Genomic DNA, 16,186 nt, shown 5'->3' with positions numbered 1-16,186 from the left:
CTGCGACATCATTTTTTTATCAAATATTTAAGTTTAGCCATTATGTTTTTTGCTTTTAAGTTATTTTCTGGATAGATTTATCTTGTTTCATATAAAAATGGGTGCACTTAATAAAGCTGGCTTTAATGAATATTTTTTTCTTAAGCAGCTTTGTATTTTATGATTTCTAGGTTATTATTTTCTATTTTTGATGTCAGTTTATTTAAGTTTAGTGCTATTGATATGAGGCATATCTCACTTTTTATATTTTCTTTTCCTCTGTGGTGGAATCTGTTGTAGTTTAAGCCTGATTTTATTTTGGAGAATGCTCCTTCGGCTTGTATTGATCTATTTATTCTTTCTTCTATTCCTTGGTCGGATTTTATGTTTTTTAAGGATTCTTCTCTATATTTTTGAAATGTTTCTGATATGTAGATTCCTTTGGTTTTTTGTCCTTCTTTGTTCCAATCGAAGCATCTGTAGACTTTTGTTGTTGTTACGTATCCACTTTTTCTTTTTCTGTATCTGTCACTGCATCTTATGAATTCTTTGCCTTCTTGTGATGTGTATTTGTCTTGTCTTTCATCGTATTTTAAGCTTTTCTTAAATTCTTGCTCTTTTTTATATTTTCGTGTTTTTGACTTTTCATAGTTTGATGGTTTTATGTAGGATGTTAAATTATTTTCTGCTAGATATACATAGTTTTCTTCGCTTTCGTATCCTGCATCTGCTACTATCTTGTTTAGCTTGTTTGGATTTTTTTCTAGAAGGTCTTTTAAGAATGGTTTTAGGGTGTACATATCAGATGGATGGTGGGATATGTTTTCTCCTATGATGAAGCCTGATGCACTTGCTAATTGGATATTGTAGGCTGGTTTTAGTTGACCATTTTTCATGTGGTCTTCTTTCATTCTCATGAAGGTTGCATCATGGTCTGTTTTTGAGTAGGAGTTTCTGTTGTCTCCCATTATTTCTAGATGTTTCTTGTAGCTTTCTAGTTTTTCTTTCCATTCTTTTAAATGTTCATAGTCTCTTTGTTCTTTTGTTTTTCTTTTTCCTTTTCCATAAACGAATTTTATTTTTTTCTCTTTGCAGTATTTTCTCAATTGCTTAAAGATTGTTGTTACTGCTTGAAGTACTTGGCCTGGAATTAGACTTTTACTTAGTCCTAGTTCTTCTTTTATTTTTTCTATTAATTTTTCTTGCCATTTTTCTATACTTCCTCTCCATACAAAACTATATCTGTTGGCATAGGCTTCTATCTTTGTTCCATCTATATAGATGCTTGATAGGTCTATCTGTTTTTCTTCTATCAGTATTTGTACCATTTGATTTAGTAGTTCTGGTGTTAGTTCTTGTATTTTCTGTCTAAATCTATTTATTGTGCTATGGTCTGGTGGTTGTTCTGTATCGAGTAGGTACTTAATTCTTAAATCATATTTGCATGATTTTTCTATTTCTCTTGATGAAAATATTCCTTCTGAATAGCAGAATATTATTATTTGAAGCATTGTTACTGGATTTACAGTAGGTTTTCTTCCAAGTGATGAGTAGACTTTTTTTAGTTCTGATAGATTCATCCTTTCAATTATATTTTTTACAAGCCTTAGTTTAACATCATCTTTTATATATATTTCTGTATTAAAGTTTAATCTTAGTTGAATTGTATCATTAACTAGTGTATAGTTAGTTAATGATGATGTATTTTTAGCGGTTTTCATAAATACATTGTATCAAAAAAGACGAGGATTTTTATGTTTCCTCGTCTTTTTTCTATGATGGGACTTTTGCAACAGCCCCTTTCTTATCATTAAAAAGACCTATTGAGGGAGACAATAGGTCTAATTTTTACGTATTCTTTACTTATATTTATATTAATTAAAATAACATTTCTATAACTTTCATTGCAACTGGCATTAGGATTACAGTCACAAGACCTGCCACTGCGATAGAAAGTCCACTCATAGCTCCTTGGATTTCTCCAAGCTTTCTCGCTTCAGAAGTACCAACAGCATGGGAAGAAGTACCAATGGCAACTCCTTGTGCAGTTGGGTCCTTGATCCTAAAGAGTTTCATAATAAGTGGAGCGATTACTGCTCCAGTAACTCCTCTTATAACTACAAGAACTGCAGTTATAGCTGAGGCTCCTCCATACTCTTCAGAAAGAGAAATTGCAATTGCTGTTGTGATTGATTGTGGAGTTGCGGATACCACAAGATTTTCGTCAATGCCTAAGAAGCTTGAAACGAAAACAACAAATAAGACAGCAATAGCAGAACCTAAAATTGTTCCAGATAAAATTGGGATTAAATTTTTCTTAAGTTCTGGAAGGTTTTCGTACAAATCAACTACCATGGCAACTGTAGCAGGTGCGATAAAGAACATAATGAAGTCCCCACCTTGCTTGTAATCTTCATAGGAAATACCAGTTACCTTTAAAAATAATATACATAGGGCAATGGATATTAAAAGAGGGTTTGCCAAAGGAGTCTTTAGTTTCTTGTTGATCATCTTACCAATTTCAAAAGTTGCAAAAGTAAGGATGATACCAAAATATTTATTACTAAACATCTTTCCTCCTTTGTAGCAATTCAATAATCTTACCAGTTAGGCCCATTGTTATTGCAGTACCAATTATAACAAGTCCCACAAGTAGGCCTGCCTTGCCCTTGATTTCATCATAGCTATTTATAATGCCAACACCTGCTGGCACAAAAAGAATAGCTAGATTTTGAAGGATACCATTTGAAGTTTTCTTAACATCATCTGGCTCAATAAGTCCCACTGCAAAGGCAATAAAGAGATAGATCATCCCATAAACTGCCTCAGGTATTGGGAAGTTTATTAAGTGTCTTGTCGCTACTCCAAGCATCAGACATACACAGAGTATGACAAATTCCTTTAAATAATTCACAGGTCACCACCTATTAAGCGTTAGCCTTTATTTTTTTCACTTCTTCAATAAATAATGGAAGAACTTGCTTACAATCTCCAACAATTCCAATATCAGCTATGTTAAAGATAGGAGCGTCTTCGTCCTTGTTAATAGCTACAATAAAGTTTGAGTTTTCAATACCAGAAAGGTGTTGTACTGCACCACTTACACCACAACCGATGTATAGAGCTGGAGCAACAATCTTACCTGATTGACCAATTTGTGAAGCCTTTGGAAGCACACCATCATCAATTACAGGTCTTGTTCCAGAAATTGGAGCGCCAAATACGTCAGCTAGTTCTTTAACAAGTGGGAAGATTTCATCAGTTGATGCACCTCTACCACAAGTTACAATGATTGGAGCATCTTCAAGGTTAATAAGTCCTTCGTTAGAAGTAACAATATCCTTGATAACAGCCTTTAGGTCCTTAACTTCATCAATATTTTCTTCTACAAGATTTCCTGCGCCATTAAGGTCGTCTCTCTTGTCAAAGGATCCTGCTCTTACAACAGCAATTCTTGGAGCCTTCATAATTTTTGATTCAGTTAAAACAGTTGCACCGTAAGAAGGTGTTACATAAATAACATCATCACCTTCAAACTTGATGTCCATTACGTTAGTAATAGAAACTGTGTCAAGACTTGCAGCAGCGTACGGAGCTAGGTCCTTGCCGTCAAGAGTCCCTGGGATAAATATGTCTTCACAATCATATTTTTTAGAAACTTCAACAATAATGTTTGCGAAGTCTTCCATATTATAAGCTTCTCTTTTTACAAGTACAATTTCTACTGCTCCAGCAGCCTTTAATTTAGCTAATTCTCCATCAGCAAGTTCAAAAGCAATAAGAGCAATAGACTTGCCGCCCTTATCACTCGCAAGTTCACTTGCCTTAGAAAGAGATTCTAAACTAAGTTTAATAGGAGCAGCATCTTTAATTTCTATATAAGTTAATATATTTTTCATCTTTTCCTCCTATTATAAAACCTTTTGTTCTAACATTAGGCTAATAGCCTTTGCTACAGTATCTTCAACTTCTTCTTCTTGGATCTTAACTCCAGCTTCCCTCTTCTTAGGTTCGAAGTCCTTAACTTCTTCAAGTATTGGGCTAGAAGTTGCTTCTACTTCAAAGTCATCAATCTTTTGCCTTCTTGCAGCCATCTTAGATTTTATAGTAGGGTATCTTGGTTCATAGTCTGGTTTTGCAATTGTTACAACAGATGGAAGTAGTGTTTCAACTTGTCTATAACCGCCATCAATTTCTTGTTTAGTAACAAGCTTGTCCCCATCTTTTTCCATTGCGATAACAGATGTAACAACACCAAGTTCAGACTTGTTTGCAAAGTAAACTCCAACTTGTGAAGCTTCTGCATCTGTAGTTTCTTTACCGAAGCAAATTACATCAAAAGCACCAAGTTCTGCTTCTAATTTTTCTCTTGTTCCCATAAGAATTTCACTTATAGCTTTAGCATCAAGCTTTCTATAATCGTCATTCTTAACTAAGTAAGCCTTGTCAGCACCAACTGCTAGACAGTTTTTAAGAGAGTTTTTAACCTCTTCATTTCCTATAGAAACTACAACTACTTGACTTTCTTCATTAGCTTCCTTAAGTCTTACAGCCATTTCAAGGGAGTAAGTATCGAAAGCATTAACAACAGGTGTGATATCAGAGATAGCAGCTCTGTCCCCTTGGACAGAAACTGCTACTGAGTCATCAGGCACTTCTTTTATAAATACTAGAATATTCATTATTTAATCCTTAACCTCTCAATAAATTATTAGCAACAACTATTCTTAAAACTTCGTTAGTACCTTCAAAGATTTGGAAGATCTTAGCATCTCTTAGAAGCTTTTCAACAGGATATTCTCTTGAGTATCCATATCCACCAAATAATTGGATAGCATCTTCAGCAACTTTCATAGCTATATCAGAAGCAAAGCACTTAGCAATTGCAGATTCTCTATTGTAAGTTAGTCCCAAGTCCATTCTAGTAAGAGCGTTAGCAACCATTTGTCTTGCAACTTCTGTTTGAATGTCCATATCAGCTAATTTAAATTGGATAGCTTGGTTCTTGTTAATTTGTTTGCCAAATTGAATTCTTTCAGTTGTATATTTCTTAGCTTCGTTGATTCCTCTTTGAGCAATACCAACAGCAATACAACCCATCCATGCTCTAGCTTGGTCAAGAGTCTTCATTGCTATTGAGAAGCCTTGTCCTTCTTGTCCGATAAGATTCTTTGCAGGAATTCTACAATCTTCAAGAACAACGTCAGTTGTGTTTGAAGTTCTAATTCCCATCTTGTCTTCTTCCTTACCAGCACTTAGTCCAGGAGTACCAGCAGGTACTAGGAACATTGAAAGACCCCTAACACCTTGAGACTTGTCTGTAGCTGCAGTAATACAGTAGTAAGAAGCAACTGCACCATTAGTGATGAAGCACTTTCTTCCGTTTAATACGTATTCGTCGCCGTCCTTAACAGCAGTAGTTGTTCCTGCACTAGCATCTGAACCAGCACCTGGTTCAGTTAGACAGAAAGCACCAAGTCCGCCTTCAAGTGTTACGTCAGCAATATATTCTTTTTGTTCTTGGTTTCCAGCAATAAGAACTGGTTTCATACCAAGACCTGAAGCAGAGATAGTAGTTGCAAAACCAGCATCAGCCTTAGCCATTTCTTCGAATAGGGCAGCAACATCAACCCTAGAAAGACCAGGTCCACCTAGTTCTTCAGGAACTTCAAGGGCAAAGTAACCTTGTTCCTTTGCCTTTTCATAAAGTTCTGTTGGAAATTCGCCAGTTCTATCTGCTTCTTTACAAACTTCTATAACTTCTTTTTCGCAAAAATTTCTAATATCTAAAAGTAAGTCCTGTGCTTCTTCTGAAATTAAATATGACATTTATTAAAATCTCCTTCTATTAAACAACTTTATCTGGGTTAAGAATTAAGTTTGGATCGAATACTCTCTTAATTCCTCTCATTAACTCAGTGTTAACTGCGCCTTCAAATTCGTGTAGGAATGTCTTTTTACCAAATCCGATTCCGTGTTCACCAGAAATTTGTCCGCCAAATTCATAAGCCTTCTTGTAGATGTCATTCATAAATACATCAACTTGCTTAATGAATTCTTCTTTTTCCATATCGTTTGAGCAAGTGTAAATGTGTAAGTTACCATCACCAGCGTGACCGAAAGACTTAACTTCAAATGGGAAGTCCTTAGCTCTTTCGTTAACATAATGAACATACTTAGCAATCATGTTAATAGGTACTACAACGTCACATTCGTCAAGAAGTTTAGTTTGAGATTCAATAGCTTCTAGGAAAGAAGATCTAGCAGCCCAAGCTTCCTTCATCTTATTTGGAGTGTCAGCAACTAGGATGTCAATTGCTCCAGCTTCCATAAGAACTTCAGCAGCTTGTTCAACAATATCGTTAAGTGCATCTTCATCTTCATCATCAAAAGTGATAAGAAGGTAAGCGCCAATATCAATTCCTTCTAATTCCTTAGGGAAAGTTGACTTTCCAATGTAGATTTCTGACATATTAACAATTTCTTTTTCCATGAACTCAATTGCTTGAGGATTTAAGTTAGCCTTAAATAACTTTGGAACAGTAGAAATACAAGTGTCAAGATCTTCGTAAGGAACGATTAAAGACATTGTTTCCTTTGGAGCTGGGATAATCTTAAGAGTAAGCTCAGTGATAATACCAAGAGTACCTTCAGAACCAATCATAAGGTCCTTTAGGGAGTAACCAGTAGAAGTCTTAGAAACAGTTGCACCAAAAGTAGTGATTTCACCAGTTGGAGTAACAACTTCCATTGAACGTACATAGTTTCTAGTAGTACCATACTTAACAGCTCTCATACCACCAGCGTTAGTTGCTACGTTTCCTCCTAAAGTAGCGAACTTTTCACCTGGATCAGGTGGGTACATATAACCTCTTGATAGACAATCCTCAGCAAGGTCATTTAATAGAACGCCAGGTTGAACTTTAACAACCATATTTTCTTCATCATAATCAAGAATCTTGTTCATTGATTGCATATTAATCATAACTCCACCGTGTCTAGAAACACCAGCACCAGTAAGACCAGTACCTGCACCTCTTGGAACAACAGGAATCTTATTGTCGTTACAAATTTTTACAACCTTAGCAATTTCTTCAGCATTAGTTGCATCAACAACTAATTCAGGTTGTCCTTCGCCATAGATAGGCATTTCATCATGGAAGAAGTCGATGTTAATCTCTTCCCCAACATAAACTTTGCCTGATACAGCATTTTTAATTTCTTCTATCACATTATCTGTAACAGCGTTATAATTTACCATTTTTCCCTCCAATAATTCATTAAAAATATTATTATCAATATTATATAATGGACCACCTAAAAAAATTTGTTTTCCTGTTTGAAATATCTTGAATTATTCCTCAATTATTTGACTTTTATTCAAGTTACTAATATAATTATCTTGTATTTACAAGAGATTGAGGAGATATTATGTGGCAATACAGACAAGCTTTTAAAACTTTAATAGACTTAACAAATACAAAACTATCCACTGTTGCCTTTAGCTTGGGTTATGACATATCCTACATAAGTAAGTGGAATAGCGGGAGGAAGTTACCTTCATCTAAGAACATCTACACTATAAATAGAAAACTATCCTCCCTATTTGCCAAGGTCATCATAGAAGAAGACAAGGTGGAGGACTTCTTCATAGCCTTTAAGATGAACAACAAGGATGTCTTAAAGGGTGATTCAATAAAGGGCCTAGAAGTCTTGATCTACAAACTCTTAAACGAAGCTTACATGGACTCCAACCAAGACCTACCCCCAGAGACAGTCTCAAATACAAACTTAATCTTCAAGAACTCTTCCCTTGACAAGGACCTAAGAGAGAGCTTGGAGAGAATAATTGGGAAAAAGAAAAAAGTTGACATCTGGGCAACTTTTGACATCAATAGTCACTCCGCCCAAATCCTCTTACAAATAGGTAAAAATTTAAATAAGGATGTGGAATTTAATCTCCACCTCCTTTGCAAGAAAAAAAACCTTGACAAGTTAGACATCCTAAAGATAATAACTGACAACGCAGACATCAACATTGAGCTCTACGAGGACCCAGGCATTGACTACGACATTATCTTAGTAAGAGAAACTGCCTACCTTATCCTTAGGCAGGAAGAAGGCTTCTCCATCTTAACCCATGGCGAAGAACTTGACACCCTCTTTGAAATCTCCTCCTTCATCACAGGACTTTTCAAAGACCTCAACAAGATAATAGTCTTTTCCCAAGAAGAAGAATTGGCAAAGTCGAACTACAGGAAGTACTTCTACTCCGACAACGAGTTCCTCTTCCTCTCCAATTATGGCTTTGAATTTCTTCTACCCAACCCCATAATCGACAGGATAATAAGAGAAATCGACAAAGACAAGGACTTCAAGAAGACAGAAGTCCAGGGCATCAAACTCCTTTGGGAAGAACTCTTTGCTGATGCAGAGATCAACTTCTTGGTAACTAGGACAGACCTTTTAAAATACTTTGAGACAGGAGAAATTTTCTACTGCTCCCTAAGGGCCAAGCTTTCCACTGAAGAGATTCAAGTCCACTTGAACAACATCATTTCAATTATGAAGAAGAACAAAAACATAAACTTTTACATCATAAAAGACAATAGGCCCCTCCAAGCTATGGGCCTCGACAAGTTCAACTTCTTCATCAATGATAACAATATGTTCTTCAAGAAGATCAATGACGACGGCATACTCACTTCCACATCTATAGTTTCAGACGTCAAGATCCACAACAAGATCCACCACAGCTTGGAAGAAATCATGGAGTCAGACTTCAGTCAAAAGTACGAAGTCGACGAGTTAGAAAAACTCTTCCATAAATACGTTCACGTATTCAAAAAAATGTCCCACTAAGTTCATGGGACGAATTTATCAATTATTTATAATTAGTAAGCAAGAAATCAATTAAAAAGACATTATTTAAAATCAAAAGAATTTAAAAAATTCTAAAACAAATCACTCTTAAAAAAAATATACCAAAATTAACTAACCAAAATCGAAAACATACTAAGAAAAGCTATGAGAAATCATAGCTTTTTTACTTGGCATAGACTTATCAAATTTCTATAAGAAATTTTGATAAGTCTGCCCACATATTTTTGCTTGTCAAAAATATGTGTTCCTCTATTATCACTTGATCAAATTTCTTATTCCAGAAAAACAAAAACATCCCTTTTTATTTATAATCTACTACGTAATTGTAAATAATATCCTATTTCAAATATTATCTTTCCTAAATAATCGTATCTTTTGCAAGTTTATTTTGTTCCTCTAAGAAATAAAATAAGAGACTCGATTTCTCGAGCCTCATAAACTTTTTATTTTTGACCTGTTACTTAATCCCAAATACCACTTGAGCAATTTGTGCCCTTGTTAATTTTTCTTTTGGCATGAATTTTCCATCGTCCATTCCCTTGATTAGACCTAGTCTAACCATTTCTCTCACAGATTCCTTAGCCCAATCTGAAATATTCTTTTTATCTTTGAAGCTAATTTTAATATTTTCTTCTTTATTATTTATCTTATGAACCTTGTTAAATCTTGATAAAAAGGCACACATTTCTTCTCTTGAAAGTTCCTTGTCCGGTATAAATTTACCATCGCCAAATCCACTTGCTATTTTATTCTTATAAGCCCAATCAATATATGGTGAATAATACTTGTTTGCATCAATATCATTAAAGACCTTGTCCTTATACTTACTTTCATCTATATTTGCAATCCTGCCAAGTATAGTTACAAATTCAGCTCTTGTTAGACTCTTATCTGGCATAAAGTTATTTAGGTCAGCTATATCTTTGAAATAATTTTTTTCCACTGCATACATAATAGCCTTCTTTGCCCAGTGATTTTCAATAGAACTTGGATTTGAATTATAAGAGGAGAAAATACTTGTGTTTTTGCCCTTAGATCCTGTCACAACTTTACTTGTGTTTTCATGACTTCTCCTTCTAAGAATACCCTTATCCCAGTTGTTTTCTATTTCAGGAGAACTATCAGCTGGTTTATTATCTGAAGGTCTATTTTCATTAGATGGTTTATTATCTTCTTGTGGCACTTCCTTGTCCATGTCTTTCCAAGAAGCTGTAATAGTTATATCTGAATCAACCTCAATTTTATCTCCTGGATTCTTCTTACCTCTATTTCCAGAAACAATCCATCCATCAAAAACTTTTCCACTTGGTGAAGTGAATGTATTTTGTGGCAAGTTAATTTCTTCCTTATCTCCAACATTGATATAAGGTATCCTTCCACTTCCACCATTGGCTTCAAATTCAACCCTGTGTGTAGTTTGTCTAACTTCTTCAAAGTTTGGAGTGATTTCAATACCCCCTTGAGCTATAAAGATGTGTCCAGGTTTTTGATTTACCCCTCCGACATTCCATCCTATGAATTTTTTACCCTTTTCTTCAGGCCCAGTAAATTCTGGAAGTACAAAATCTTCGCCTTCTTTTACAGGTACTTCTTCCCCATTAACCTTTACTTTTATTTCCTTGTTTTCTACTTCAGTAATTGTATCTGAATCTAGGTCAATAGAGTAAATTTTCACACTTGTATTCTTTGCATAGTCTGAGGCTACTACTCTTACTTCAACTTTTCCACCTTTGGCATAATCTTCAAAATTTTTAGTTGAATCAAATTCTTTACCATTTACATAAATTTTACTGCTTTCTACACGTCCTACTTTGTCACCATCTCTCTTGTCAGAGATATTAAGATAATAAGTTTTGTCCTTATATTTAAGCAAAATGTCATTTCCACTAATTTCATTTTTAGATAATTTTATATCTGGTTTAACGATGTCTAAATAAATCCTATATTGTGATAAAATTTCTTTTTCTGGACCATTTAATTTATAGTCCTTAGCAGACCAATCCATTACATCATTGTCCCTTACATCAAATGTAACTTCAAAATCCTTTGAGTTATCAGATTTCAAATCACCATAAATTAAATATTGGTCTACCATTGATTCATTTATTCTAAGGTGCCAGTTAAAGCCACCCTTATCTCCAATCCTTCCTCTTAGGGTATGTGGACTCTTCCTAACATAAAGTTCCCCTTTTCCTCCATCAGTGTAAGGATTAAATGTATCTTGGTCCATGTCTAATTGAACTCCATCCCTATCGATGTAAAGACACTTGCCCATTTCTTCAACTAAGTTTTCTTCTTTAAGCACTCCACTGCCATCTAACTTGTAAATTTCATATCTAATTACATTAAAGCCATCAAGACCCCAGATATATGCATCAACAATCTTTACATCTTCATTATTATTTATGAAATCTTTCCTATAATTAGCATCTAAGCCTGTCTTACCTGGATTTCTGGAGATGATTCTAACTCCATAACCCTTGCTTATTTTAAGTTCATCTTTTACTTCATAATGAACTTTTCCATTTTCATCCTTTTTCTCTTTAAGTTCGCCACCTAGTTCAGCTTTTCCAAGTTCAATAATACTTTTTTGTGAAGTTAATAGTTTTGCCTTTTGCTTTTTCTCTACACTATCATTTATTTCCTTTGGCATTCTGAGGAAAATACTCTCGCTTCTCTCTTTACCATCTACTACATATAATTCAATGTCTCCCTTGTAGTCAGTTCCCTTATTGTTGTCAACATCATCCTTATTTCCCCATAAATTAAATTTGAAAGAGTGAGTTTTTTCGTCATAAGAACCAGGAACCCTCTTTAGTTCTTCTCTCTTATTGGTCTGTATCATTCTTGTAGATCTAAAATAAATTTTTGCATCAGGAGATACATTTTTTACATATCCACTTAAGTCAAAACCTCCCCTTTCGTCAGGGACAATTTTCCCAACATAACCCATATCCTTTAATGCTGCAAGATCCTTATCCTTAAACTCCATTGGGTCGCCATTAGAATATTTAGAAGGAATACCATATTTATCTACTGAACTTATATCACCATAATCATAGTCAGTACTTGTATCTCCAGTAAATTCATTGGTAGTCACTGTTTCTTTTGGTTTTATAATTCTCTTTGTATCCTCTTCAGAAAGCTGCTTTACATAAGAGTTGTCGTCAAGGACTACTGCAGGTTTTTCACTGATATTTTCTCTACTATTCTTTTCTAGTTTATTTTCATTCTTATTTTCTTCGTGATCTTTGTTTTCTACATTTTTAAGTTTAGATGCACCAATTTCCCCAAGCTTAGTATTTTTACCATCTTCCAAATAATAAGCAAGTTTACCATCCTTAACTTCATTGTCAAACTTAACCCTATAAAGATTAGTGAAGTTTGATGCCCCATCAAGTGCCGCTACCTCTAAGGTCTTGCCAAGAAGATTTTTATTTGCTCCAAGAATCTTATAAACAGAATTTCCTTCCTTATCCATCTCAAAGCTACCATACTTGTCAACTTTTCCAGTATTTACTACCTTTAAATTCTCTTCGATTTCTCCATCTTCATTGATAAAGGCAGCGCCTGCAAACCAAACCTTGTTATTTGTTTCTTTAAAATCACCTGAATTCTTTTCTTGATCCCTTTGGAATAAAGTCTTACTGTGATCGTTTTGAACATGGTAAGTATCCTTAACCTTTAAGATCATTTCATCAGGATTATCTGCATTTAAGCTAATAATTTTAGGTGGAGTCCTATCAATTTTTACAGGAATATAAGAAACTTGATAAGGATATTTAGGAGAAAGCCTGTATTGGAATTTGTAATAGTATTGGCCCTCTGCAATAGGATCAAATTTTCCTTCCACATAATTTGAATCACTCTTATCTTCTGCATGAGGATTATAAATCAATCCGTCCCATCTCAAATCTCCATAGACTTTTAATTTTGAAGACTTAATCCCCTTAGCGTCACTTCTCTTAGAGTTTAAAATCCCCTTTATAAAATGATCCACTGTAATTACCTTAAGATCTTTTTGATTCTTTTCATCCATAGTATTTACAATGGAAATTTTACAATCAGAAGCTGATCTTAATATCAAAGGACTAGGAGTAAGCCCCCTATCAATTTCATTTTTAGAAATAATTTTACTTTCACCTGTGGAACTCATTGTAAAATCTTGTGAATTGTTAAAAGCAAATAATTCAGGGTCCTGGTCTAGAGTCTTATTTTCATTTTCTCTATTTTGAATTACACCAGCTGGTTTAAATAAATCTATTCCATGTTCACCACCACGGCCCTTGTTTAAAGTGCCAGGAATTTTTGGATTACCCTCATCATCATAACCTACAATCCCCTTGGATCTAGAACCATCTTCCCATGCCCACTTGTCTATAATAGGCTCCTTATTCCAATCTCCAGCAAAACCCATCACAGGCATTGAAAGTGAAGGTTGTGGATCTTTTACATTCTCCTTCTCTTCCTTAGATTCAAAATTAATAAAGGCCTCTACGAACATATCCTTGTCCCTTGCTTCTCCAACATTAAGAGTAGCACCTAAATTAAACGAACCCCTTGCAGGAATTGTAATCTCATCTTGTGCAAAACTTATACTTGCTCCTTTAACCTCTTTAGGATGAATTTCTGCAATATTTTGGATACCATCCTTACTACTTTCATCCTTATATTGTTCATCTAATTTTTTCTTATTAACTTCTCCATCAGTAGTTACCTTTGACGAAGAAACTTTAACAGTAATATCCCTGTCAGAAGGATTGTCTATATTTATAGTAAAATCTTTTTTGTCAGACTTTATTTCTTTAAGAGAAACCGCTCCATAAGAGTTCATTTCTCCCACTGAATCTTCCACCTTATATGAAATGATTAAATTACTCTTCAATGCCCTTTCAACATTAATAAGACCCGATCCCTGTTGTCTTGGCGATGCAAATAGATAATTGCCCTTACCATCATCTGTTGTTGGATCAATCATTGGTCTAGAAGTATTCTGAAGCATTATTTTAGTAAGAGAAGTTACATCAATTCCCCTTGCCTTAATAACTGGTTCCTTGACAAGCTCCTTTATCCTTGGCCTAATTAAGACAGTAGAAGCAGAAACAACAGGCGCTGCCATAGATGTTCCTGACATATATTGATAATTATCCACCCCATCTATCTTGTTTAAAGTTGAATAAATATTCTTACCTGGAGCAGATACATCTGGCTTTAACATCAAGTCTATTCTAGGACCCCAAGAAGTGGAACCAGCTGGCACATTAGTATCTTCCCAGGTAATCTTATGATCTAAGAATTTTATACTAAGCTCTTTTTCCTCTCCAACCTTAGGTTTTTTAGAATTATACTTCTCCATATCAATTCTATAGTCAGAGTTCTTTGCCTTGAAATCTTCTTTTTCATCAGGAGTTCTGCCGCAAATCATATCCCAGATTAACTTACCATCCATACCTGATACTGAAAATACAGGAACTCTTGTATTTTCATCTTCTTCATATCCCATGGCAGGAATATTTTCCCAATCATCTCTGTTGTAATAGGACACAGTATTAACTACAACTACACCCCTTGCTCCCTTATCAAATACCTTTTTAAATGAGTATTTTAAGTCCTTGGTATAAATCCTATCCATTACAACAATCTTATCTTTTAAATCCTTACCAGCAATATCTTCATCTTGGCATTGTCCCAAATATATGAACTTGTACTTATCTTGTTTGAAATTTCTCTTATCGAAGAAGGCACCAATTTGTGAATACCTAAAATCCTTGCCTCCAATATTTACGCCTTCATATTCGATTTTTGTATTTCTAGAAGAAGCAACAGCAATAGCATCTTCATGTGCTGCCGTCCTAGTAACATTACCAGTATCAGTCATCTTAAGAGAATTATTTGCATACCTGTCCCATGACGAGCTAGAAGATGAAGTTGCATAATTACCTGTCGCTACACATATAGGAATTCCAGCCTTCCTCAAAGATCTAATGGCTTGCCAGTACTTTTCTCCAGCCAAACCAGTTCCTGTGAATCCAGAAGAAACAGAAATAACATCAACATCATGTTTTATACAGTCTTCAAAGGCGTGAAACATAGTCTCATCACCAGCAAATCCATCGCTTGCATCTGAATACATCTTATAAGAAAAAAGTTGAGCATTAGGAGCGATACCTCTTATTCCCTTATGGGCCTTAATATCTTCATCAGTATCATTAGCAGCCAAAATCCCAGCAATGTGCATGCCATGTGGGTCATGATAATCTGAACCATCATCATACTTCTCTGTTGTTATCTTGCCACCATTTAAGTAATTAAAAGAATGTGGTACCTTATCAGAAAGCCAAAACTCCTTATCAGAACCCTTTAGATCATCCTTTTTTAACTTTAGAGAATTCTTAGCATCATCATCAATACGCATAGCCTTATGACTTGCATCCATACCCGTATCAATGTTGGCAATAATCATCCCTCTACCATCATAGTTCTTGCCAAGATTTGCATTAATTGCATTTAAACTTTTTAGATAGTCGCTTGCCCTGTCGACGCCAACAAGTTTTCTCGCATTTTCCATAAGAGGAACTAACTTGCCAGCCCTTTCAACATCTTTTACGCCCTTAATGCTTTTTAACTTGTCAAGCTCTTCAGGGTAAGCTTCAACGGAAACAGCCTGGAACAAAATATTGTATTCATAAAGAACTTTTACATCCTTAATCTCTTTTAAGCTATTTATAACTTGGGCCTTGTTAGCTACATTATCAAATTCTACAAAGTAAACTACCTTTTCCCTCTTAACCTTTACGCAAGCTTCATCTTTTTCAAAATCTTCAAGAATTTTACTTTTATTGGAATTCTTTTCCTTTTGACTTATAACAAGTCTCTCAGTCTCACTTAAAGGCTTGTTAATATTATTGCCTTCAGCAAAAACTCCATTAAAAGAACTCATTACAAAAATTAAAGATAAACCTAGCGAAGAATATATTTTTAAATTTTTATTCATATTACCTCCAAATTTTTAACAATAATACTTATCATTAATGATAACTTTTTATAGTTTAACAAATTATTTTTTGAATTTAAATACAAAAATACAATATTTTATCAATTGATATCACCATTAGAAAAATTAAAAATATTACTGACTTTTCCCTTGAATAAAAGGCTTAAATATGCCAATCTAATTCCTTTTAAAATTATTAATGCTTTTTTAGGATTTTACGGTAATTTTTATAAATCAAGGCCTAATAAAAAACAAAATAAAAACAATAAATCAAATTTGAAAGCGATAAAAATTAACTAAGCAAAATCGAAAATATACTAAGAAAAGCTA

9 protein-coding genes are annotated in these 16,186 nt (G+C 34.4%); 1 reads left to right on the top strand and 8 read right to left on the bottom strand.

Features of this window, described 5'->3' with window-relative positions:
- Positions 1-140: 140 nt before the first annotated feature.
- From CAN42_RS03800 to CAN42_RS03770, 7 genes are all read right to left on the bottom strand, one after another.
- Entirely contained in the window at positions 141-1,700 is a 1,560-nt protein-coding gene (locus tag CAN42_RS03800; protein ID WP_085875246.1) for an IS1182 family transposase, read from the bottom strand.
- Positions 1,701-1,857: 157 nt separating this feature from the next.
- Positions 1,858-2,550: an LrgB family protein gene (locus tag CAN42_RS03795; RefSeq protein ID WP_085875605.1), complete on the bottom strand. Its 693-nt coding sequence runs from the start codon at positions 2,548-2,550 to the stop codon at positions 1,858-1,860.
- Positions 2,543-2,893, bottom strand: coding sequence for a CidA/LrgA family protein (locus CAN42_RS03790; RefSeq protein WP_062571969.1), 351 nt, complete (start codon positions 2,891-2,893; stop codon positions 2,543-2,545). The genes CAN42_RS03795 and CAN42_RS03790 overlap by 8 nt, the downstream gene beginning before the upstream one ends.
- Positions 2,894-2,906: 13 nt before the next feature.
- A complete protein-coding gene (locus CAN42_RS03785; protein WP_085875604.1) occupies positions 2,907-3,878 on the bottom strand; it encodes an electron transfer flavoprotein subunit alpha/FixB family protein in 972 nt (323 codons plus the stop codon).
- A gap of 12 nt (positions 3,879-3,890) precedes the next feature.
- The gene (locus CAN42_RS03780; protein WP_085875603.1) at positions 3,891-4,661 is read right to left on the bottom strand and encodes an electron transfer flavoprotein subunit beta/FixA family protein; all 771 of its coding nucleotides are present in this window, start codon (positions 4,659-4,661) and stop codon (positions 3,891-3,893) included.
- Positions 4,662-4,671: 10 nt separating this feature from the next.
- Positions 4,672-5,808 carry an acyl-CoA dehydrogenase family protein gene (locus CAN42_RS03775; protein ID WP_085875602.1) on the bottom strand — a complete coding sequence of 379 codons (1,137 nt, stop codon included), beginning with the start codon at positions 5,806-5,808 and terminating at the stop codon, positions 4,672-4,674.
- A 19-nt stretch (positions 5,809-5,827) separates the two neighbouring features.
- Entirely contained in the window at positions 5,828-7,240 is a 1,413-nt protein-coding gene (locus tag CAN42_RS03770) for an FAD-binding oxidoreductase (protein ID WP_062571973.1), read from the bottom strand.
- Between the two features lie 170 nt (positions 7,241-7,410).
- On the opposite strand from CAN42_RS03770, the gene CAN42_RS03765 reads away from it, so the two are divergent.
- Positions 7,411-8,841: a hypothetical protein gene (locus tag CAN42_RS03765; protein ID WP_085875601.1), complete on the top strand. Its 1,431-nt coding sequence runs from the start codon at positions 7,411-7,413 to the stop codon at positions 8,839-8,841.
- A 478-nt stretch (positions 8,842-9,319) separates the two neighbouring features.
- Here the strand turns inward: CAN42_RS03765 and CAN42_RS03760 are convergent, their stop codons facing one another.
- Positions 9,320-15,856 carry a S8 family serine peptidase gene (locus CAN42_RS03760; protein WP_085875600.1) on the bottom strand — a complete coding sequence of 2,179 codons (6,537 nt, stop codon included), beginning with the start codon at positions 15,854-15,856 and terminating at the stop codon, positions 9,320-9,322.
- Positions 15,857-16,186: the final 330 nt, after the last annotated feature.

The organism is Peptoniphilus vaginalis (genome assembly GCF_900176605.1).
In the GTDB taxonomy this organism is placed as follows: Bacteria; Bacillota; Clostridia; order Tissierellales; family Peptoniphilaceae; genus Peptoniphilus_A; species Peptoniphilus_A vaginalis.
This window is presented reverse-complemented; position numbering and strand designations above follow the sequence as displayed.

Bases quoted from the DNA above. Each gene is read 5' to 3' on its own strand.
- CAN42_RS03800 (WP_085875246.1), bottom strand. From the start codon at position 1,700: ATGAAAACCGCTAAAAATACATCATCATTAACTAACTATACACTAGTT.
- CAN42_RS03795 (WP_085875605.1), bottom strand. From the start codon at position 2,550: ATGTTTAGTAATAAATATTTTGGTATCATCCTTACTTTTGCAACTTTT.
- CAN42_RS03785 (WP_085875604.1), bottom strand. From the start codon at position 3,878: ATGAAAAATATATTAACTTATATAGAAATTAAAGATGCTGCTCCTATT.
- CAN42_RS03780 (WP_085875603.1), bottom strand. From the start codon at position 4,661: ATGAATATTCTAGTATTTATAAAAGAAGTGCCTGATGACTCAGTAGCA.
- CAN42_RS03775 (WP_085875602.1), bottom strand. From the start codon at position 5,808: ATGTCATATTTAATTTCAGAAGAAGCACAGGACTTACTTTTAGATATT.
- CAN42_RS03770 (WP_062571973.1), bottom strand. From the start codon at position 7,240: ATGGTAAATTATAACGCTGTTACAGATAATGTGATAGAAGAAATTAAA.
- CAN42_RS03765 (WP_085875601.1), top strand. From the start codon at position 7,411: ATGTGGCAATACAGACAAGCTTTTAAAACTTTAATAGACTTAACAAAT.
- CAN42_RS03760 (WP_085875600.1), bottom strand. From the start codon at position 15,856: ATGAATAAAAATTTAAAAATATATTCTTCGCTAGGTTTATCTTTAATT.